We start from the raw sequence: 19,942 nt of genomic DNA, 5'->3' as shown, positions 1-19,942 counted from the left end.
CGCAGGGAAATATCCCCACGGTCTTGTCATCTCCGATAATTATATCCGCTCGGGTGATGGCAGGAAGGGCATCTCGCAATTGTGTAGTGTTATTGAGTTCCTGAAAATGGACAGACTTCTCCCGTTGTTGGCATTTTCATTAACGATGCCAGCCATTGCCAAAGGCAGCCGGCTAATAACACTGTTGGTCCAATTGCGATCCATCCTACCACACCCCCTTTTTTGCAATATAAGGAATTATATGTTTTACGCTATACATTGTCCTTTTATTTCTCGCTGAAACGGATACCGTCCCTTGAGAGGACGGCAAAGCCGTTTCTGCTTGCAAATTTACATTAATACTAATCAATTCGTCTGAAATAAGCAAGCCAAAAATTGCGAATTCCTGGTCATTACCTCGAATGATTGCCGAAATTTCTAATAATATGAGTATATGACGGAAGGCGGTCGTCAAATTACAGGACAGAAATGGGGAAGGGCCAATGGCGCTTTTTGACGGAATATTGGGCAATGCTTCACAGGTGGATCTGGCTGCAGTGCGCAAGGAATACGGTCAGATTCTGATCCTTGATGAAAAGATTGAGCGAGCCTACAAGCTGGTCCGGGATATGTTTATTTTTACAGATAAACGGCTCATTCTGGTCGATAAGCAAGGGATGACGGGGAAGAAAACGGAGTATCATTCCATCCCTTACAAAAGCATCTCCCATTACTCGGTGGAGACGGCGGGACATTTGGATCTCGATGCCGAGCTGTGTCTATACATTTCCAGCAGCGCAGTTCCTATTAAGAAGACGTTCAACAAAAACGTAAATATTTATGAGGTGCAGTCGGTCCTGTCGCAATATATTTTGAAGTAGTTTTATGATGGATTACGAGGTGGTAGCGGTTACGTTATTCCTGCTGGCGGCACCCCCTTATACAGTGCTTGACGTACTGCTGGGAACGTAAGATAATCGTTGGAACGAACCTGCTACTGGAGCAGGGAACCATCGGCGATATACAATTTCAAAAACGTCTGCACTTGCGGCAAAACGGCTCTTGTCTCTTCCGGGATGAGGTAGCCGTTTTTCTTAGAATACGGGCAGATCAGTTATGGGTACGCTGATAAATAAAAGAGGGGGAGATCACGATGACTTTTGAGAGAAAACCTTTGGCAGATTGTGTACCGGAGCTTGTGGCTACAGCACGTGGCGACCGGCCGGCTACGCTGGTAATTACCGGCGGCAAGCTAGTGAATGTGATCTCCGGCGAGATTTTGGATGGAATGTCTGTTGGGATACAGGGAGGACGCATCGCTTATGTGGGCAAGGATGTCTCCCATTTGATTGGTGAGGACACACAGATCATTGATGCGGCTGGAAAATATATTGCTCCTGGCCTGCTCGATGGTCACTGCCATATTGAGAGCACCCAGTTAACTGCGACGGAGTTTGCTCGCGCGGTGCTGCCGCTCGGCACGACCGGAGGGTTCTTCGATGCACACGAGATTGCCAACGTTTTCGGGTTAAAAGGCATCAAGCTGATGCTGGATGAGCTGCGCGGGACGCCGCTGGCGGGATATATGCAGGTAGCATCCTGCGTGCCAGCGGCGGGACCGGAGTTTGAGACCACCGGTGCGGCTATTGGCCCGGAGGAAGTAGCAGAAGCTTTTACCTGGGGCGAGGATGTGATCGCGCTAGGTGAGGTAATGAACTTCCCGGGCGTTGTCTATGGAGACGAGAAGATGCTGGGTGAAATCCAGGCTACGCTGCGGGCTGGTCGGCAGGTGGACGGGCACTTTACTTGGCCTTCCAGCGACTGGAGACTTCCAGTCTACGCGGCAGCGGGTGTCACGGGCGACCATGAGTGCGTGACGGCAGAAGATGTTATTGAACGCGTTCGGCTCGGCATGTATGCCAAGCTGCGCCGTGGCTCCGCCTGGCATGATGTGGCGAAGACGATCACAGCTCATACGGAGCATGGGATTGATCCGCGCCGAATCATGCTCGTGACCGATGACCGTAGCTCTGAATCCCTGCGCGATGAGGGGCATATGGATTTTGTGGTGCGTCATGCCATTGCTCAGGGCGTGAAGCCGGTGACCGCGTTCCAGATGGCGACGATCAACACGGCGGAGCGCTTTGGCGTAGCCCGGGATATCGGCTCCATTACGCCGGGTTCCTATGCCGATATTATCCTGCTTGATGGTAATCTGGCAGATGTTAATGTTGTGCTAACCATCGCCGCGGGCGTCGTAGTGGCCGAGAATGGCGCAATGACAGCGCAGCTGCCAGCTTTCACCTATCCGGCGGATGTAAGGGCTTCGGTCCACTTGGCGCAGCGTCCGAGCGCTGAGGATTTTGTGATCACAGCTCCAATAACTTCGGGAACGTTGTCCACTCGGGTCATCAAGGTTCGGGAGAACCATGTAGAGACCATCGAACGCATCCTTACCCTTCCTGTCGAGGATGGCAAGCTGCAAGTGGATCAAGGTGACGGACTGTGTAAAATTGCTGTGCTGGAGCGCCACAAGGGGACAGGCAACAAGTCGGTCGGAGTTGTGGAAGGAATCGGCTTCCATGAACCGGCGGCCATCGCCATGACTGTGGCCCATGATAGCCACAATGTGCTGGTTATCGGGAATGATGACGAGCTTATGGCCCGTGCCGCAAATGCAGTCGCTGATGCACAAGGTGGCGTAGCGGTAATCACAGCGTCTGGAGAAACCTTATTCCCGCTGGCCATCGCCGGACTGATGTCCGCCGAGCCGTTCGAGATCGCAGCTGCCCAGTCAGCGGCCATCAGCACCGCACTTTACAATGCGGGCTGTACGTTGAATTATGCCTTTATGACCTTGTCGCTGCTTGCGCTTGCGGTGATTCCGACCCTTCGCATTTCCGATAAGGGCCTGGTGCGGATTTCCCCGGAAGACGGGATACAACTGGTGCCGCTGTTTGTCCAAGATTAAATAGAAACAGTGCTACTTTAATAGAGCCATGACCCGGATATAACGGGAAAAGAGCTGCCATGAAGGGTGTTTTGCCCTACTGTGGCAGCTCTTTCTATTTTTACTAATAAGTTAGGCTGTGCTTGATCATGAAAAGGATATATATTAAACAAATATAACAAAATTGAATCATTTTCTTTGTAAAAATAGTATAAAATCATTAACTATATAAGATGAACAAAAGAAAATAACCAAAGCGAGAAGGAACGAAAGGGAAAGTTTGGAATTGTAGGCACGAAGCACTCGCCCTGAAAGCTTTTCATAGGAAAGCTAGCACTCGGAAGCATGGGCTATCGCCAGATTTCAACGGCTAGAAGCAGTATATTCCCTTCACCAGCTGTATTAACAGTGAAAAAGAGGGTCAGATACTCCAACTAAGAGCATTTTTGTACTTTATTTTTCTTTAATATTAGTGAATAGGGGAAATAAGGGCGTTATTGTATCTTATTTTTCAAAAAAAGCACGTTAGACGGGCATTATGGAAGATTTAAGGTGCAATTCTGCACTTAATCTCCACTAACCCTTAATTACAGAGGATTTAAGGTACAAAAATGCACTTAATTACACTTAGAGACTCTTATTATAAGTTCTTTTTTCTTCGCTTTGTGTATTACTTTTAAGCGCCCTATATAGTAGTGGAGGAAGTTCTTCTTATATTAGCTACTGTTAATGTGTCGGTTTATTTCAAAGTAATAAAATTAATGGCGGTTATTCAAGAGAAGGGGTGCATCAGAGATGATCAGATTAGGAACGCAGGACATTGTGGATATTGCCATGAAGCAAATTGCCGGTATTTTCAAAATGGAGCCGCTCGAGCTGAGATTTGTCAATGATTTTCAAGGGGAGAAGTATCTCCTGACCAATGACAAGCTGCACCTCAGCAACAAGCAATATTGGGCGAAGGTGATGGAATGTGTCTTCGAGGACCAGGTCAGACCTGTTCTGATGTGCGAAGTGCTATATTTTCTCCGGAATGAATTCCTGGAAAGTGAGATCAAGTTGAACTTTTCCTACGATTTCGCCGAAGGAGTGGAAGGGGAGGCCGAAGCCTCCGCAGAGATCTGTTTCAATGATTCACCTGAGCTTACACGGAGTGAAATTGCCGAGTTGATTGATGTCGCGTTGTCCATGCAGGATAAGCAGTGGTTTGATGAATTGACTGACAAATATAAGCAACTGGGCGTATAAGTATGACGTTCAGTCCATAGAGCCGTTACCGGTAGTACAAGCCGCCCTTTTTCGGATCAGAGATGATCTGCGGAAGGGCGGCTTGTGTGCGTTATCCAGCCCAGTGCATTCTGCTCCACCTGATGGGCCAGAAAGGACAGCCAATCCTCCTCGCTGTTTAGGCAAGGAAAAGCAGTGAAATTCTCCTCTTGTCCGCCGCCTGCTACGAATAACTCTCGCCCTTCTATAGCAAGCTCATGCAGGGTTTCCAAACAATCCGTTACGAGACCTGGTGAGAAAATCGCCGGTCTGCGTATTCCCCGTCCTGCCAATTCGCCAAGTACAGCTGCTGTTGCTGGTCCAACCCATTCTTCCCGTCCGAACCGGGATTGAAAAGCAAGCTGCCATTCTCCTGGTTCCCAGCCCATGGCTTCAGCCAGCAGCCTGGCTGTCTCTTTGCATTGCTCCGGATATGGATCGCCGGTGCCGGCATACCGCTTCGGAATGCCGTGAAAGGTTAGAACGTAATAATCAGGCTTGTCCTCCATCTCTTCCAATAGGCGGTGGAGATGATTTTTCATGGCCGTGATGTAGCCGGGTGCATCATAATAAGCCTCCATGAAGCGGAGGGCTGGTACAAATCGCTTGGATGCCGGACCACGTGCGCTGCGTCGCCCAAGTGCCGCAAAGGCGGCTGCATCATACATAGAGGCGGTTGTCGTTGAAGAATACTGCGGGAATAGCGGAACGATAATGATCCGTGTTATCCCTGATTTTTCAAGTTTGAGTACAGCCTGTTCCATACCCGGCTCACTGTAGGCGAGACCCAGCTCGACCTGATAGCGATTGCCCAGCAGCTGTTGCAGCCTAGCCTGCTGCGCTAAGGAATGGGTGAGCAGCGGCGAGCCGTCCACTCCCCAAATCTGCCGGTACAGCTCTGCTGAGCGGCGGGGCCGGGTACGCAGAATGATCCCGCGCAGTAAGGGCTGCCATAGCAATGGTGAATAGTCGATAATCCGGCGGTCGGACAGAAAGCGTCTCAGATAAGGGCGCACTGCTTTGGCACTAGGCTGTGACGGTGTTCCAATTTGAGCAAGAATGACCCCGATAGGTGGTTGCTTGTTCACAGGGTCGATCAACTCCCTTCGTCTTGGCATCCTGTTAAAATAGCATACCTAACACGAGTTGCACAATTAGTGTAATCATTGCAATTTTACAGCAAGCAAAAAATGTAAGATATGAGAGAGGAATAACAATGAATAGTAAATAACTAGAAAATAGTGATGTTTATTATAGGGGTTGTGATTTTATTTACAGAGAACAAGGAGAGGAGTCTGATAACATCAAGCCAGAAATTGCCGCTGAGAGGCTTTTAACTAATTATGTGAATTAATTCACCTTTGTACTAATAGACATTTTCTAATGGACGGCGGACGATTTAATTCAGGTACCGGAGAGGGGGGATGGGCTCTTATGGAGGAGGCGCGAAGTTCTTCATAAGAAAGGGATGAAAGCGCTATGATCAGATTTATTTAATAAAGAGCTACATACTACTGGGGACTTGGTAAAGGAGAATACAGATTGAAAAAACAAAAGTTAATATCATTGACTGTCAGCGCAGCACTACTGCTGTCGCCATTCGCTTACACGCTTAACATTCCCGCTCTGAACCTCAAAGTGGACGCAGTGTCTGCTGCTTCGGAGGAAGCACCAGCAGCACCTGCCAAGCCTGCGGCAACTCCTAAAGCGGAGCCTGCGGCGAAACCAACCGCTAAGCCAACGCCAAAACCAACGGTTAAACCAACACCGAAACCAACAGAGAAGCCAGTAGCAACACCGCAGCCTACTGTAAAGCCGGCAGCGACAGTCCAGCCTGCAGCATCTGCCAAACCGGTCGTGACAACCCCGGCCAAGCCTGCAGCAACAACCGGACCTGCGGCAACCGCCAAGCCTGTGGCTACTCCTGTTCCGGCTGCAACGGCTAAACCAGTGGCTACCCCTGTTCCGGCTGCAACAGCTAAGCCTGTGGCAACACCGCAGCCTGTGACTGTTCAAGAGAACGTTTATGAAGACGGGATCTATGTGGCTTACGGTAACGCCTACTCTAAAGGTACAGAAGGCGTCAAAATTGCCATCAAGGACGGCAAGATTACCGATATCGAGTTGATGAGAACTAGTCCGAGCTTGATTGACCGTGATGCCCGGTACAATTACAGCGGCGTATGGCAGGCCTATAAGCTGATGCATGAAAGACTGCTTGGCAAAACAAGAGACCAAGCCGCTGATGTGGATGCCGTATCTGGTGCAACACGGACCAGCGATGGCTGGAAATTGTCCGTGGATAGAGCTTTTGAACGTGCATTGAAGGTGAAGCCGGCCGATGCGGTGTATTTTTCCGGTGAGCATATGGGGATTGATCCAGAAAGAAAATATGCTGTATTCTCCACCTATGATGAGAACAAGCTGACAGCAGTGAAGGTATATCCACTGAACAGTGCTGGTGACATCGTGGAAGAGAAAGCTTTTACACCGGAACAGACAGCTACAGTAGCAGCGATTACGCCTGCCCTGCTGGGTAGCGGAACAGCCGCCAAACCTGTTGCCGGATTGGAAGGTGATTTCAAGGCTGCGGTCAATGCTTTCTGGGATGCGGAGCAAAATGCCAAGATTGATAATTCTTCTGCCTATATCGACGGCTTCTATTCTTCTTACGGCACAGCAAGAAGCGTTGGTGTAGAAAGAGCGGATGTAATCATTCGTAATGGCAAGCTGGTCGATGTGAAGCTATACAGACTGGGTTCCAATCTGATTGACAGAGGCAATACCGCTTATGCTGACGTTGTTAAAGCCAACGCTCCAATGACAGCAAAGTTCCTGGCAAACGGGTCTTATATCGCTAATTATGATGAGAAGGTTGACGGAGTCTCCGGAGCTACTGAGAGCAGCCATGGCTGGAATCAGGCGATTGAAAGAGCCTTCGAGAAGGCCCAGAAAGACAAGGGCGAAGAGAAATATTTTGACGGAAAATTTGCAGGTGTAGATAACAGGTCCAAAGTTCTTCTATTGGTGGATCTTGCAGGAGATAAAGTAACTGGCGTGAAGTTGAGTCTGTTCAGTGCAGACAAAAAGCTGATTGCCGACGATAAATTGACTGCCGATCAGAAATCAATCGTAGATCGTCTGACAGCGGATCTGGTGGCTAAAGGCGTTGAACTTACGGACATTGCAGGTCAGGAAGAGTTATCAGCAGCAGCAAGAGCTGCACTGACCGACGCACTGGCCAATGCGTCCAAAGAACAAGGCGCGTATAAAGATGGCAAGTTCACCGCATACGGCAACGCGTATGACAAAGGCTCCAACAGAGCAGATGTTACACTGCGCAATGGCAGAATCGTAGATGTCGCTCTTTATCGTGTAGCGATGAACCTTGTAGATAGAGGAGCAGCTGCTTACCCTGAGGTTGTCAAAGCTATTCCGGTATTGACTGAAAAGTTCCTGGCAGCAGGCACTAGAGAAGGCGCGCAAGAGGTGGATGCCATCTCAGGCGCTACCAGCAGCAGTGTAGCACTGAAGGCTGCGGTGGACAGAGCTTACGGTAAAGCGGAGATTGTAGAGAAGGAAAAGGCTGCTTATTTCGATGGGATCTTTATTGGCGTAAGTAACGATAAAACCGTTAATGTGATGGTGACCACGAAATATGGCGTTCCTGTAAAAATGATGGTGTATTATCTCGATAAAAACGGTAATACCCGCACCGAAGCTCAGTTAAACGAGGCCGAAAGAGCGGTGAAGACTGAGATTGAAGGCGGCTCAACCCAGGGTCTGCATAAGTATGGATACCGGGCGGCGGCGTTCGGAAATAATGACGCAGAAAAGGAAATATCCGCGAAGGCAGTAGAAGCGATCAAATCAGCGCTTGAAGCTGCGGGTAAATAAGGCGTAATAAATTGTTATATGGGGTTGTCCAAGGCCAGTCACGCGGTCTGGGGCAGCCCCCTTTTGGTTTATTTATTCTAGATATACTAGCCAATGAAACCCTGAATTTGGCTGCATTCGTGGTGCTTATAACTTTTGGACAAATTAGCAGGCAGACGGTAATATAATACTTTTAAAGGGATTCAGGAGGTGAGTGTCTAAGAGTAATATATACAGCAGGCCCCAGGCTTGTTATTAATGGGAGGCTTCAACATGACACTTATTAAACAACTGGCTCCACAGGATGAATTTGTCGGCTATTATATCTTGCGGGAACTGGCAGTCAAACAAACAAACGGTACTCCTCCAAAGGATTATTTTGATATTGTTCTAGGCGATTCCAGCGGACAGCTGACCGCGAAGTATTGGGATGTTAGCGTGGCGGACAAAGAAACCTTTTTTCCGATGTCGCTGGTAAAGATTCGGGGGATTGCTCATACGTATCGCGAGAAGCTACAGGTTAAGATTACGAAGATCCGACTGGTGAATGAAGCCGATGGTATAGCGCTGACGGATTTTATCCGCTCTGCCCCGATTCGGCCCGTAGATCTGATTCATACAATCAAGAATGTGATGAACAGTATTGCCGATCCAGAGATCGCTGCCATTGTATCTTTTTGTGTCGGCAAAGTGGAAGAGAAACTTACGCATTATCCGGCGGCCAAAACGCATCATCATGCCTACTTCGCCGGACTTGCCTATCATATGGTTCGTATGCTGGAGATTGGTGACTTTCTCTGCAAGCAGCGTCCGTTCCTGAACCCGGATTTGCTTAAAGCGGGTATCATTCTTCATGATATTGCCAAACCGGAGGAGATGATCTCACAGCTCGGGATCGTATCGGATTATAGCGTGCAGGGCAAGCTGATCGGACATATCTCCATGGCTTCCAACTGGATTACAGAGGCGGCGATCCGCACGGGCATTGATTTGGAATCGGAAAAGGTGATGGCGTTGCAGCATCTGGTCTTGTCGCACCATAATCTGGGTGAATGGGGAAGCCCTGTTCAGCCGCAAACGGCCGAGGCGGTGGCCCTGCATCATATTGATGCGATGGATGCCAAACTACAAATGGTAGAAGACGCGCTGGATACGACGCCTGAGACGGAGGAATGGACACCATTCATCCGGGGATTAGAGAACAAAGCGGTCTACCGGCTGAAAATTTGATAAAAGAGAACCCCCGGCGAATGCGTCGGGGGTTCTCTTTTTGACACGATAGATGAAATTAGAGAAGAGCGTTATATAAAAGAGTTCAGCGAAGAGGCCGATCTGCCAACACTGTCTTTCTTGCGCACACTCTTCTTCGGCTTTTTGGGAGCCGAGAAGGGGGTGTATCCACCGGGATACATCGTTCCGCTCGCATACCCTTGCGTGCCGGCCAGGAGCAACGGGTCATGCTGCTCTTCCTGTTCCATCAGCTTTAGCAGGATCGAAGCTGCGGCGCGGGCATCATCAAGAGCGTCATGGTGCTTGAGCGGGATGCCAAAATGCTCAGAGATCACGTTCAACTTATGGGAGGGCAGATCTCCCAGCATTTTTTTGCCCAGCACATAGGTACAGAGATATTGAAATGCGGGGTAATCGAGGTAAGCACCGTCAAGGCAATAACGCAGAACGCTCATGTCAAAAGAAGCGTTGTGGGCTACAATAATCTGTCCCTGCAGCAGTGGTTCCAGCGTAGGCCAAAGCTCGGAAAAAGTAGGCTGTCCATCTACCATAGACGGGGTAATGCCGTGAATGGCGATGTTCCAACCATCGAACCGCTGCTGCGGATCAATGAGCCAGGAGTGCTCTGCGGTGATGATGCCTCCGCGAACCTCTACAAGTCCCAGTGCGCAGGCACTGGATCTGCTAGAATTGGCCGTTTCAAAATCGATTGCTGTAAAATCCATGGGTAAAGCCCCTTTTCTATTATGTAGACGCTCCTTAACGTAGCATTGCATGTCATAGATTCAATTTTGCCAGAAAATACGTTCCGATTCAAACGCTATATAAGACGAACTTAAGAACCGAACGTAAGGCTCGGTCGTCACTACGGTGGAATGTTTGGACTTCCAGCCGCTGTTGTCCCCAGATTTCTTTCAATTGTATCGCTGTTCGCGGTTGAAATCCGGGAACAGCGTAGGCTTACGATGCTAGCTTTCCTGCGGAAAGCTTTCAGGCGGTCGCTATCGCTCCTACAGTTCCAAAATTCCCCCTTCGTTCCTCCTCGCTTTTCGTTACTTTCTTTTGTTCATCTTTATCTAATAAAAAAAGAGTATTCCACAAGCCTTGGATGGCTGCGGAGTACTCTTTTGTGTATGATGCACAGTGGTTAGTGATGTCCAGAAAAATACTTTCTGGCAGGAAAGGCAACCCTTGATTGCCAGGGCCGAAGGTACGCCTTAAGATACGGCATTCTGCCGGAATTGCAGCTGATCCAAATCCAGGCGGAAGCCCTTAACGAGATGATCCCCGTTATCAATATCTGTCTCATAGGCCCGCTGGAAGCCCAGCTTTTCATACAGCTGAATCGCCGTCGCCATCATATCGGAGGTGTGCAGATTCAGGGTACTTGCTCCAAGTTCGAGGCTGCGCCGTATCGATTCCTGAATGAGAAGGGTAGCAATTCCCCGTCCTCGAGCATTGGGAGCGACCGCTAACAAGCGGATAATGGGTGACTCGATGCCAAGCTCAGGCTTGCCGTAAGCGGCCTCTGAGGAGAGAAACAACTGCACACTGCCTACAATCTGCCCATCTATTTCGGCAATAATCCGTGCTTCAGGCAGGTCCCCGTAGGCGGATTCCCTAATGGAGCTGCTATATGCTATCCAGGCTGCTTCCGGTAGAACAGCTGCATATTGGCTGTAAGCCTCCAGCATCAATTCGGCGATAGCCTCACGATCTTGCGCTGTGGCTTCACGAACACTCACTTCATGTATATGTCCCATACGGTGCCTCCCTTGTTTGGCTACATTCTATATTGTAAAAGTAATTATAATACTAAAACCCGATAGATATAAGTGGTATTTAACAATTTTGATTGTTATATAGAAAAATTTAATTTGTAATAAAAGCAAAAATGAAAATTCGTTGACAAAAAAATAAGGGATGACTAAGATAGATACAAAATCTCTATAGGTCGTTACGGTCTTAATTCATTGTTAATCCATTGGAATAATTGAAATTGTCACAAACGTGAATGGGGGAGCTCAAATGAACATCGAAAATATTGAAGCCTTTGTCTATATCAATCATTATGGCAGCTTTAACAAGGCAGCGGATGTCCTTTTTATCTCTCAGCCTACGGTTACGGCTCGCATTCAGTCTCTCGAACGGGAGCTTGATAGCAGGCTGTTCGACCGGCTGGGCAAAGTAATCCATCTTACGGATAAAGGCAGACAATTTCTTCCGTACGCACAGCAAATCCTGCAGACCTATCAGAAAGGCAAGCATCAGCTGCAATCCAAGGGTAGAATTCCCAACGAGCTGCGCATTGGCAGTACTATATCGGTCGCCAATTATTTATTGCCACGTCTACTACCTCATCTCAAAGAATGCTATCCACATATGAACTTCAAAGTGACGACAGCCTCCACCGAGCATCTGATTGAGAAGCTGAAGTCAAAAGATATTGATCTTGCATTTATCCGCAAGGTTGTGAATCCGGCGTTTCAAGCCTACCCATTTTGTGACGATCCGATCTCTCTATATGTTCATGAAGGTCATCGTTTGGCTGGTGTGGGGCGAGCTTCGATTCAGGATATCCGCAATGAGCCGCTCGTGTTCTTCGAGTGCGGGTCGCTGGATTGGCTGCGGTTGCATCGTGTCTTTGAGAGTCTGGAACAACCGCCGAATATTTTATATCAAGTAGATAATCTGGAGACAGCCAAGAAGCTGGTGATCAAGAAAGCCGGAATTTGTTTCTTGCCAGCCCTCAGCACAGAGGAAGAAGTGGCTGCCGGGAAGCTGATTCCCGTGCAAATTGCCGAGACCGCAGGTATATCCCTGCGCACCAGCCTTATTACCTTGAATGGTGAGAACGCCGAATTCATTGCCACATTGCTAGAAGAGGGCGCGGTAAGTCCGAAGAATCAACTAATTGTATAAATGAATAGAAAAACTCTATTAGCGCATGGCCGTTATGCGGTGATAAAGTTAATTGCACATAATCACTACTAAATCGATGGGGATTATAAATTTAAAAAGGTGGGGAGGACAGAGGATGAGCGAGGTATTTCGACAGGCAGATCTCAAGGATGCGGAGCAATTGGTAGATATTATATATCGCGCCTATCATCTGATCCGTGAGCTCGGGCTGCACTGGCCGGCAGCAACCGCCGATCTGGCTCTGGTCCAAGAGAATGTAACGCTCAATGAGTGTTATGTATTAGAGAAGGACGGAGCCATCCTGGGGACAGTCACCCTTTCCAAGGGAGATGAGATCAGTCAGCACACAGGCATCCCTTTCGTCAAATGGTTCGCCGTCGATCCGGATTATAGCGGGCAGGGCTATGGAGGCAAGCTGCTGGATTGGGTGGAAGAGCATATCATTTATGATCGTCTGGGCTCCTCTGCTGTGACGCTGGCAACAGCCAAGAAGCATCCCTGGCTGGTTCAGATGTATGAGCGGCGCGGATACGAACGATTCATGGAATTGGAAGGACGAGACGGGGACGGCTTGATGTATCTTTTGAAAAAAACGCTGAAGTACCAACAACAGACTATTTAATAAAAGGGGAAATAAAGATGAAGAAGACATTCGCATTGACATCGATACTAGTATTGGCACTGGCAGCCACGGGTTGCGGCTCGAACAACAGCAGTAACAGCAAGGAAGGAAATTCGGCTGCAGCACCTGAAGGTGGAAAGACAGAGGCGGCCGCTGCCACACCAGTAACCAAAATTATTGTGGGGACAGGCACCAAATTTCCAAAGGTCTGCTTCATTGACGAGAACGGTAAGCTGACAGGCTTTGATGTGGAGCTGCTGAAAGCTATCGACGAGCGTTTGCCGCAATACGAGTTCGAGTTCCAGACTATGGACTTTAGCAACCTGCTACTGAGTCTGGAGACGAAGAAGATTGATCTGGTAGCGCACGTTATGGAGAAGAACCCGGAACGTGAAGAAAAATATCTGTTCAACAAAGAAGCTTATGGACACTGGAGAAACCGGGTCGTAGTAGATAAGTCGAACGATTCTATCAAATCACTGGATGATCTCAAAGGCAAAAAAGTCTTGGTCGGAGCGACCAGCGCACAGGCGCAGATCTTGGAGAACTATAACAAGGACCATGATAATGCTATCGATATTGTTTACCAAAATGGAGCAGCTAACGATACCGTCAATCAGGTAACCACTGGACGGGTGGATGCAACGCTTGCCGCAGATTTTGTACTGCCGGTGATTGACCCGCAGAACAAGCTAAAGGCCGTGGGCGATGGACTGTCCTCCGCTGACATTCTGTACGTGCTCCGTAAAAATGATGCCGATGAGCAGAAGCTGTCCGATGCGATTGATGGAGCGATCAAGGAACTGAGAGCAGATGGGACACTGAAAAAACTGAGCACGGAATGGCTTGGCGCGGATGTGACTTCTGACGCAGTAAACTAATCAGCACCCCTACACAGGGGAAGGGAGGGTGTCTTAATGGGTGCGCCGTTTGATATAAGTTTTGTTTTATCGTTTTTGCCAAAGCTGCTGTCCACTTTAGGCATCACGCTTTTGATAGTGGCCTGTGCATTGGTTTCCGGGGTCATTGTTGGGTTTTTCGTGGCCCTTCCCCGTTTGTACAAGATACCGGTACTGAAGACCTTATCGGAGATTTATATTTCTTTTTTCCGGGGGACCCCGGTGCTGATTCAATTGTTCCTGTTCTATTACGGGCTGCCTGAAATTCTGAAGCTTGTCCATATTGATGTCACACGGGCACCGGTGCTATTCTTTGTCATTCTGACCTATGGCCTGCACACGGGGGCGTTCATGTCAGAAATGATTCGCGCCTCCGTGATGGCTGTGGACAAAGGGCAGGTAGAGGCTGCATATGCCACGGGTATGACCGGTTTTCAGGCATTTACAAGAATTATATTGCCGCAGGCGTTAGCTATTGCCGTACCTGTCTTCTCCAATCTCGTTCTGGCCCTGCTGAAGGATACTTCGTTGGCCTTTACGCTAGGGGTTATGGAAATGACGGGTAAGGCGCAGACGCTGGGTTCATTGACACAGCATTTTATCGAGGCTTACCTCGCGCTTGCACTGATTTATCTGGTCATCAGCTTTACGATCGAGAAGCTGCTGCTCGTGGCGGAACGTCGCCTGATGCGACATGAGGTGCGGAACAGTCCGGAGAAGAGAACGTTTGGTATTCAAAAGAACAAATCCTTCCGGCGTATCATTGCCGAGCTGGAATCTGGTAAAGGAGGCGTCGGCCTGTGAAGCTGGACCCGTCATTTATATGGACCGCCTTCGTGCAGCTGCTGGGCGCCGTGCCAACGACACTATATATCACGGTTGTATCCGTTTTGGTTGGTTTCATCATCGGTACGGCGGTGGCTCTGATTCGTATTTACAGGGTGCCGGTCCTCTATCCCATTGCAGTGGGTTATGTCACCTTTATCCGCGGAACCCCGATGCTTACGCACTTATTGCTGATCTATTTTGGACTCCCGGTACTGATTGACGGGTTGTCGGCTTACTTCGGATGGAGCTTCCGGTCGGTTAACATGCCGATGATCGGTTTTGCCTATATTTCGTTCTCCATCACTGCGGGTGCTTATATGTCCGAAGTAGTCCGTGCCGGTCTGCTGGCAGTGGATAAAGGACAGCTTGAAGCAGCTCATTCCGTAGGCATGACTACACCCCAGGCCCTGAGGAGGATTGTATTCCCACAGGCGCTGGCTGCTAGTCTGCCCAATCTGTCCAGTTCTGTTATCGGGATGCTGCATGGTTCAACACTGGCCTTTACCGTATCAGTTGTGGACATCAACGCCAAGGCAGAGATCGTCGCTTCAACGAACTGGAAGTTTTTTGAGGCCTATGTCGCAGCGGCGCTTATTTTCTGGGGACTTACGGTGCTCATCGAGCGTCTGACTGCTGTGATCGAAAAACGGATCAATCTGTACAATCGAGGTGGAGTAGTATGATCAAGCTGTCGAATATATCGAAGGCTTTTGGCCGAAATCAGGTACTGAATAACATTAATTTGACGGTGACCAAAGGCGAGGTTGTCGTTATTCTGGGACCCAGTGGTTCGGGGAAAACGACGCTGCTGCGCTGCGTGAATTACCTGGAGAAGCCCGGTGATGGCGAGATTGCCATTGGCGATTTCAGCGTGAACTGCAAACATGCGCGCAAGAAGGATATTCACCAGCTTCGGCAAAAAACGGCAATGGTCTTTCAGCAGTACAATCTCTTCAGACATAAGACAGCTCTGGAGAACGTGATGGAAGGACTGCTGGTGGTGAAAAAGCTTCCCAAGGAGGATGCCAAACAGCGGAGTATTGCTCTGTTGGAGAAAGTAGGCCTCGGGAATAAGCTGGACGCTTATCCCAGCCAGCTCTCTGGCGGACAACAGCAGCGTGTCGGTATTGCCCGTGCGCTGGCGCTGGAGCCCGAAGTCATCCTGTTTGACGAGCCGACCTCTGCGCTAGACCCGGAGCTGGTGGGCGAAGTACTATCCGTTATCCGCAAAATCGCCAAGGAAGGCATCACAATGATTGTCGTGACGCATGAAATGGGCTTTGCCCGGGATGTGGCAAACCACGTGGTCTTTATGGACGGTGGCGTCATTGTTGAGGAAGGCACGCCTGGCGAGGTATTTAACCACCCGCGTGAAGAACGAACGAAGCAGTTCCTGAAACGAATTACACCGGAACTCAATTATTCCATTTAGGAGGTATTTCCCATGACGATAACGATAAGCGTATTAGACCAAAGCCCGATTTATCCAGGAGAGACATCAGAGGAAGCTCTTCATCATACGATTGCTCTGGCCCAATTGTCCGAGCGACTGGGATTTCGCCGTTTCTGGGTATCAGAGCATCATGATTCTGAACAGGTAGCAGGTTCTTCACCGGAGGTGCTGATCTCGCATCTTTTGGCCAAGACCGAAAGCATCCGCATCGGTTCAGGTGGTATCATGCTGCAGCACTATAGCCCCTACAAAGTGGCGGAGAATTTCAATGTGCTGGCCACTCTGGCTCCGGGCCGGGTGGATCTAGGTGTCGGACGCGCACCCGGAGGACTTCCACGCAGTACGCAGGCGCTGCAGCAAGGAACTCCCGGAACAGCGTCTTTGACGGAGAAAATCGTAGAGCTGGAGAAATATGTACACAACACGCTTGAGGAAGATCATCCGCTGTTCGGGATCAAGGCTGGTCCGATACCAGCGTCTCCGCCTGAGCTGTATGTGCTAGGCGCAAGTGTCGCCAGTGCGGAAATTGCCGCAGAGCTGGGTCTGCCTTATGTGTTCTCCCTGTTCATCAACGGGAACCAAGAGGTGGCGATCGAGGCAATTCAGGCGTACCGTAACGGCTTTAATATCTCGAATGGCAAGCAGCCGCAAGCCATTATTGGATTGTCGCTAGTTGTGGCCGACACTGCTGAAGAAGCTGAAGAGCTGAGCAGTGCGCTGAAGCTCTACAAAATTCATTTGGCCAGCGGAAAGTCGCTGACTGTGGCCAGTCAGGAACAGGCTGATGAGTTTATCCGCCAGAGCCAAGAAGAATACACAATTGAAGAGAAAGAAGCTGTAATTCTGAGAGGGACCCAGGAATCTGTACGCGAACAGCTCCTGCAGCTTCAACAAGCATCCGGTGTTGACGAGTTCATCGTCACCACGAATGTGCAACCCTTCGAGAAGCGGCTGCGTTCTTTTGAACTGCTGAGCGAAGCGCTGGCCGGAGTGACAGCTGAGGCTTAGCTGTGCAGGTTTTATAATCTTAATATCATTTTTTAAAAAGGAGGCAGGGTCATGACAAGTCCAGTTACAGTATCACAGGCTGAAGCTTTAAGTGAACAGTTAACCGGGATCCGGCGGCATTTGCACCGGCATCCTGAGTTGTCTCATGAAGAAGTGGAAACCACGAAATACATCACCTCCCTGCTAGAAGAGGCAGGAATCAGAATTATAGATTACGGTCTGAAAACCGGAGTCATCGCTGAAGTCGGCGGTCTGCAAGGAGGTCCGGTAGTTGCTCTGCGCGCCGATATCGATGCTTTGCCGATTCAGGAGGAGACCGGGCTACCGTATGCCTCGGTATACCCGGGGAAGATGCATGCCTGCGGGCATGATTTTCATACGGCTTCATTGATTGGAGCCGCGTATCTGCTGAAGGAGCAGGAGCATGAACTGAAAGGAACGGTCCGCTTTCTGTTCCAGCCAGCCGAAGAGAAGGCAAAAGGTGCGTTGCAGATTATTGACAGCGGTGCGCTGGAAGGCGTTAGCGCCGTCTTCGGAATCCACAACAAGCCTGAGCTACCGGTGGGAACGATCGGTATCAAAGGCGGTCCATTAATGGCAGCCGCCGATGGATTCAGAATAACAGTGACTGGAGCCGGAGCGCATGCGGCTGTGCCTGAATCAGGCATTGACCCCATTGTAGCAGCGGCGCATATCGTTACGGCACTGCAGACGGTTGTAAGCCGTAATGTAAGTCCACTGAACAGCGCTGTAATCAGTGTAACCAAGCTGCATAGTGGGAACGCCTGGAACATCATCCCGGAAACGGCTGTGCTCGGCGGTACAATTCGTACGTTTACTGAAGAGGTGCGATCCAAAGTTCTGAAACGGTTCGTTGAAGTTACGGAAGGCATAGCAGCAGCGCTGGAAACGAAGGCGACTGTGGAGTGGATTGGAGGCCCGCCGCCGACTATCAACGATGAATCCCTGGCTCAGGTGGCCAATGAGACGGCAGCTGCGCTGGGACTGAATGCGGTGACGCCGGAGCTTTCACCTGCGGGTGAGGATTTTGCCTTTTATCAACGGGTCGTCCCTGGTTTGTTCGCCTTCATGGGTACCTCCGGAACCCGGGAATGGCATCATCCCGACTTCAATCTCGATGAACGGGCCCTGCCGCTTACTGCAGGATTCTTCACAGATGTCGCGAAGCGCTATCTGGAGCGCCTGTCCACGGAAGAGCAAGGCTGAGCATGGCTGGCCCGATCTACGATGTGATCATCGTTGGCGCCGGCTCCATGGGAATGAGCGCCGGTTATCATTTGGCCCGCAGAGGTGTTAAGACGCTTTTGATTGACGCATTCGATCCACCACATACCGAAGGTAGCCATCACGGCGAGCCGCGATTGATCCGGCATGCTTATAGCGGGGATCCTGCTTATATTGACCTTGCGCTCAGGGCGCAAACGCTATGGGAAGAGGCAGAAGCAGAGAGCGGAACGGAGCTGCTGGTAAGGTCCGGCGTGTTGAATCTCGCGGACACTTACGTCTATTCCTTCAGTGGTCGGCTTCATGAAGCGGAGCAGCGAAAGGTGAGGGTCGAGCGGCTCGCCGCGGAGGAAATCAACCGCCGCTGGCCGGGGCTGACGATACCGGATCGTTTCGAGGCCATGTATGAGCCAGATGCAGGCTATTTATATAGCGAACGCTGTATTACTGCGTACCGTAAGCTTGCATTAGCTCATGGTGCGAAGCTGCTGGTGAATACACCAGTACTGGATGTGACTGCCCAAGAGGGGAGCGTCACCGTCCATACGAAGGATGGCGACATTCACGGAGCCAGCGTAATTCTTAGCGCTGGAGCCTGGTTTCAATCGCTGTCACCCTTCATCAATCTGCCGATCCAGGCTGTCCGCAAGGTGGTTGGCTGGTTTCAAAGCACACCGGATTTCGCTGCCGGGACCTTCCCGGGCTTCACGCTGGGTACGACTGATGGTGGCTTCTATGGCTTCCCGAGTATCGGCGGTGCTGGACTCAAGATTGGTCGGCATGATACTGGGCTACCGTGGAAGCCGGGCGAGCAATTGTTGCCGTTCGGCAGTGAGGACAGTGATGAAGGCGATCTGCGCCGGGTGCTGGAGAAGTATATGCCGGGTGCAGCCGGAAGGCTGCTCAAGGGGGCGGTATGCAAGTATGAGCATTCGCCGGATGAGGATTTTATTATCGACAGGCATCCGCTGCACAGCCATGTGCTGGTAGCCGGAGGCTTCTCGGGACATGGTTTCAAATTTTCCAGTGTGGTCGGCGAAATCTTGGCAGACCTCGCTACCGACGGGCGTTCGCGCCATGAGATCAAACCGTTTTCGCTATCGCGTTTTGATACGCGAAGGAAATCGGAAGACAATGTTATTTTGGAGGGGACATAATGAGCACTGTGAATATAGAGGGTTACCTGAACACTCATCAGCAATTGGTTCAAGCAATAGAAGGTCTGACCGAGGAACAATTGAAATGGAAGGCTGAGCCGAAGAGCTGGAGTGTGACAGAAGTTCTAACGCATCTGGCGGATCATAGTATCGTTATTTCCTTCCGTATCCGTGACATTCTGGCCGATACGAAGGTGCAGCTCCCAGCATTCGGGCAGGACGCATGGGTGAGTGGCCAGCATGCCAATGCAGGCAGTGCCGGAGATAGTCTGGAGCTTTTCCGCAGCCTTTTGCAGTATAACGGTCTTCTATTTGGACGGCTTAGTGCAGAAGAGTGGGAGAAGAGTGGTATTAATTTCAAAGGCGACAAGGTGCGGATTGTTGATATCGTAACCAGCTTTACCAACCATGTCCAGACGCATTTGGGTCAAATTGAGCGGATTAAAAAAGGGGCCTTAGCCGCGGTATCTCAAGCGCAGTAACAGTTAGTAGCTCTGCACATTACAT

Annotated in this window: 19 protein-coding genes; 15 read left to right on the top strand and 4 right to left on the bottom strand. The window is 50.0% G+C overall.

The window, feature by feature from the left end:
* Window positions 1–39: 39 nt before the first annotated feature.
* Window positions 40–204: a hypothetical protein gene (locus AC3Y23_RS16720; RefSeq protein ID WP_379200897.1), complete on the bottom strand. Its 165-nt coding sequence runs from the start codon at window positions 202–204 to the stop codon at window positions 40–42.
* 278 nt (window positions 205–482) lie between these two features.
* On the opposite strand from AC3Y23_RS16720, the gene AC3Y23_RS16715 reads away from it, so the two are divergent.
* The 3 genes from AC3Y23_RS16715 to AC3Y23_RS16705 all read left to right on the top strand — a co-directional run bounded on the left by AC3Y23_RS16715 (window position 483) and on the right by AC3Y23_RS16705 (window position 4,177).
* On the top strand, window positions 483–860 hold the full coding sequence (locus AC3Y23_RS16715; RefSeq protein ID WP_379200895.1) for a PH domain-containing protein: 378 nt from the start codon (window positions 483–485) through the stop codon (window positions 858–860).
* A gap of 272 nt (window positions 861–1,132) precedes the next feature.
* Entirely contained in the window at window positions 1,133–2,950 is a 1,818-nt protein-coding gene (locus AC3Y23_RS16710) for an adenine deaminase (RefSeq protein ID WP_379200893.1), read from the top strand.
* 774 nt (window positions 2,951–3,724) lie between these two features.
* On the top strand, window positions 3,725–4,177 hold the full coding sequence (locus tag AC3Y23_RS16705; protein ID WP_379200892.1) for an IDEAL domain-containing protein: 453 nt from the start codon (window positions 3,725–3,727) through the stop codon (window positions 4,175–4,177).
* A 56-nt stretch (window positions 4,178–4,233) separates the two neighbouring features.
* Here AC3Y23_RS16705 and hemH read toward each other — a convergent pair whose 3' ends face one another.
* On the bottom strand, window positions 4,234–5,283 hold the full coding sequence (gene hemH, locus AC3Y23_RS16700; protein ID WP_379200891.1) for a ferrochelatase: 1,050 nt from the start codon (window positions 5,281–5,283) through the stop codon (window positions 4,234–4,236).
* Between the two features lie 454 nt (window positions 5,284–5,737).
* Between hemH and AC3Y23_RS16695 the strand changes: the two genes are divergently transcribed.
* Both AC3Y23_RS16695 and AC3Y23_RS16690 read left to right on the top strand, forming a co-directional pair.
* Window positions 5,738–8,092: an FMN-binding protein gene (locus tag AC3Y23_RS16695; RefSeq protein ID WP_379200889.1), complete on the top strand. Its 2,355-nt coding sequence runs from the start codon at window positions 5,738–5,740 to the stop codon at window positions 8,090–8,092.
* A gap of 252 nt (window positions 8,093–8,344) precedes the next feature.
* The gene (locus AC3Y23_RS16690; RefSeq protein ID WP_379200887.1) at window positions 8,345–9,301 is read left to right on the top strand and encodes a 3'-5' exoribonuclease YhaM family protein; all 957 of its coding nucleotides are present in this window, start codon (window positions 8,345–8,347) and stop codon (window positions 9,299–9,301) included.
* Window positions 9,302–9,372: 71 nt separating this feature from the next.
* Here the strand turns inward: AC3Y23_RS16690 and AC3Y23_RS16685 are convergent, their stop codons facing one another.
* The gene (locus AC3Y23_RS16685) at window positions 9,373–10,026 is read right to left on the bottom strand and encodes a 3'-5' exonuclease (RefSeq protein ID WP_379200885.1); all 654 of its coding nucleotides are present in this window, start codon (window positions 10,024–10,026) and stop codon (window positions 9,373–9,375) included.
* Window positions 10,027–10,518: 492 nt separating this feature from the next.
* The gene (locus AC3Y23_RS16680; protein WP_379200883.1) at window positions 10,519–11,064 is read right to left on the bottom strand and encodes a GNAT family N-acetyltransferase; all 546 of its coding nucleotides are present in this window, start codon (window positions 11,062–11,064) and stop codon (window positions 10,519–10,521) included.
* Window positions 11,065–11,329: 265 nt separating this feature from the next.
* Here AC3Y23_RS16680 and AC3Y23_RS16675 point away from each other — a divergent pair, with 265 nt between their 5' ends.
* From AC3Y23_RS16675 to AC3Y23_RS16630, 10 genes are all read left to right on the top strand, one after another.
* Entirely contained in the window at window positions 11,330–12,223 is an 894-nt protein-coding gene (locus AC3Y23_RS16675; protein WP_379200881.1) for a LysR substrate-binding domain-containing protein, read from the top strand.
* A 115-nt stretch (window positions 12,224–12,338) separates the two neighbouring features.
* Window positions 12,339–12,845, top strand: a complete 507-nt coding sequence (locus tag AC3Y23_RS16670) for a GNAT family N-acetyltransferase (RefSeq protein WP_379200879.1) — start codon at window positions 12,339–12,341, stop codon at window positions 12,843–12,845.
* 17 nt (window positions 12,846–12,862) lie between these two features.
* The gene (locus AC3Y23_RS16665; RefSeq protein WP_379200877.1) at window positions 12,863–13,726 is read left to right on the top strand and encodes a transporter substrate-binding domain-containing protein; all 864 of its coding nucleotides are present in this window, start codon (window positions 12,863–12,865) and stop codon (window positions 13,724–13,726) included.
* A 36-nt stretch (window positions 13,727–13,762) separates the two neighbouring features.
* A complete protein-coding gene (locus AC3Y23_RS16660; RefSeq protein ID WP_379200875.1) occupies window positions 13,763–14,548 on the top strand; it encodes an amino acid ABC transporter permease in 786 nt (261 codons plus the stop codon).
* Window positions 14,545–15,255 (top strand): amino acid ABC transporter permease, encoded by a 711-nt coding sequence (locus AC3Y23_RS16655; RefSeq protein ID WP_379200873.1) that lies wholly within the window; start codon window positions 14,545–14,547, stop codon window positions 15,253–15,255. Before AC3Y23_RS16660 ends, AC3Y23_RS16655 begins: the two co-directional genes overlap by 4 nt.
* Window positions 15,252–16,004 (top strand): amino acid ABC transporter ATP-binding protein, encoded by a 753-nt coding sequence (locus AC3Y23_RS16650; RefSeq protein WP_379200871.1) that lies wholly within the window; start codon window positions 15,252–15,254, stop codon window positions 16,002–16,004. Before AC3Y23_RS16655 ends, AC3Y23_RS16650 begins: the two co-directional genes overlap by 4 nt.
* A gap of 12 nt (window positions 16,005–16,016) precedes the next feature.
* The gene (locus AC3Y23_RS16645) at window positions 16,017–17,033 is read left to right on the top strand and encodes an LLM class flavin-dependent oxidoreductase (RefSeq protein ID WP_379200869.1); all 1,017 of its coding nucleotides are present in this window, start codon (window positions 16,017–16,019) and stop codon (window positions 17,031–17,033) included.
* A 51-nt stretch (window positions 17,034–17,084) separates the two neighbouring features.
* The gene (locus AC3Y23_RS16640) at window positions 17,085–18,260 is read left to right on the top strand and encodes an amidohydrolase (RefSeq protein WP_379200867.1); all 1,176 of its coding nucleotides are present in this window, start codon (window positions 17,085–17,087) and stop codon (window positions 18,258–18,260) included.
* A gap of 2 nt (window positions 18,261–18,262) precedes the next feature.
* On the top strand, window positions 18,263–19,435 hold the full coding sequence (gene solA / locus AC3Y23_RS16635; protein ID WP_379200865.1) for an N-methyl-L-tryptophan oxidase: 1,173 nt from the start codon (window positions 18,263–18,265) through the stop codon (window positions 19,433–19,435).
* Entirely contained in the window at window positions 19,435–19,917 is a 483-nt protein-coding gene (locus tag AC3Y23_RS16630) for a DinB family protein (protein WP_379200862.1), read from the top strand. Before solA ends, AC3Y23_RS16630 begins: the two co-directional genes overlap by 1 nt.
* Window positions 19,918–19,942 lie beyond the last annotated feature (25 nt).

The sequence above is a fragment of the Paenibacillus sp. MAHUQ-45 genome, from assembly GCF_058133325.1.
This window is presented reverse-complemented; position numbering and strand designations above follow the sequence as displayed.

Coding starts and splice junctions, on each gene's coding strand:
- AC3Y23_RS16720 (WP_379200897.1), bottom strand. CDS start 204: ATGGATCGCAATTGGACCAACAGTGTTATTAGCCGGCTGCCTTTGGCA.
- AC3Y23_RS16715 (WP_379200895.1), top strand. CDS start 483: ATGGCGCTTTTTGACGGAATATTGGGCAATGCTTCACAGGTGGATCTG.
- AC3Y23_RS16710 (WP_379200893.1), top strand. CDS start 1,133: ATGACTTTTGAGAGAAAACCTTTGGCAGATTGTGTACCGGAGCTTGTG.
- AC3Y23_RS16705 (WP_379200892.1), top strand. CDS start 3,725: ATGATCAGATTAGGAACGCAGGACATTGTGGATATTGCCATGAAGCAA.
- AC3Y23_RS16690 (WP_379200887.1), top strand. CDS start 8,345: ATGACACTTATTAAACAACTGGCTCCACAGGATGAATTTGTCGGCTAT.
- AC3Y23_RS16685 (WP_379200885.1), bottom strand. CDS start 10,026: ATGGATTTTACAGCAATCGATTTTGAAACGGCCAATTCTAGCAGATCC.
- AC3Y23_RS16680 (WP_379200883.1), bottom strand. CDS start 11,064: ATGGGACATATACATGAAGTGAGTGTTCGTGAAGCCACAGCGCAAGAT.
- AC3Y23_RS16675 (WP_379200881.1), top strand. CDS start 11,330: ATGAACATCGAAAATATTGAAGCCTTTGTCTATATCAATCATTATGGC.
- AC3Y23_RS16670 (WP_379200879.1), top strand. CDS start 12,339: ATGAGCGAGGTATTTCGACAGGCAGATCTCAAGGATGCGGAGCAATTG.
- AC3Y23_RS16665 (WP_379200877.1), top strand. CDS start 12,863: ATGAAGAAGACATTCGCATTGACATCGATACTAGTATTGGCACTGGCA.
- AC3Y23_RS16660 (WP_379200875.1), top strand. CDS start 13,763: ATGGGTGCGCCGTTTGATATAAGTTTTGTTTTATCGTTTTTGCCAAAG.
- AC3Y23_RS16650 (WP_379200871.1), top strand. CDS start 15,252: ATGATCAAGCTGTCGAATATATCGAAGGCTTTTGGCCGAAATCAGGTA.
- AC3Y23_RS16645 (WP_379200869.1), top strand. CDS start 16,017: ATGACGATAACGATAAGCGTATTAGACCAAAGCCCGATTTATCCAGGA.
- AC3Y23_RS16640 (WP_379200867.1), top strand. CDS start 17,085: ATGACAAGTCCAGTTACAGTATCACAGGCTGAAGCTTTAAGTGAACAG.
- solA (WP_379200865.1), top strand. CDS start 18,263: ATGGCTGGCCCGATCTACGATGTGATCATCGTTGGCGCCGGCTCCATG.
- AC3Y23_RS16630 (WP_379200862.1), top strand. CDS start 19,435: ATGAGCACTGTGAATATAGAGGGTTACCTGAACACTCATCAGCAATTG.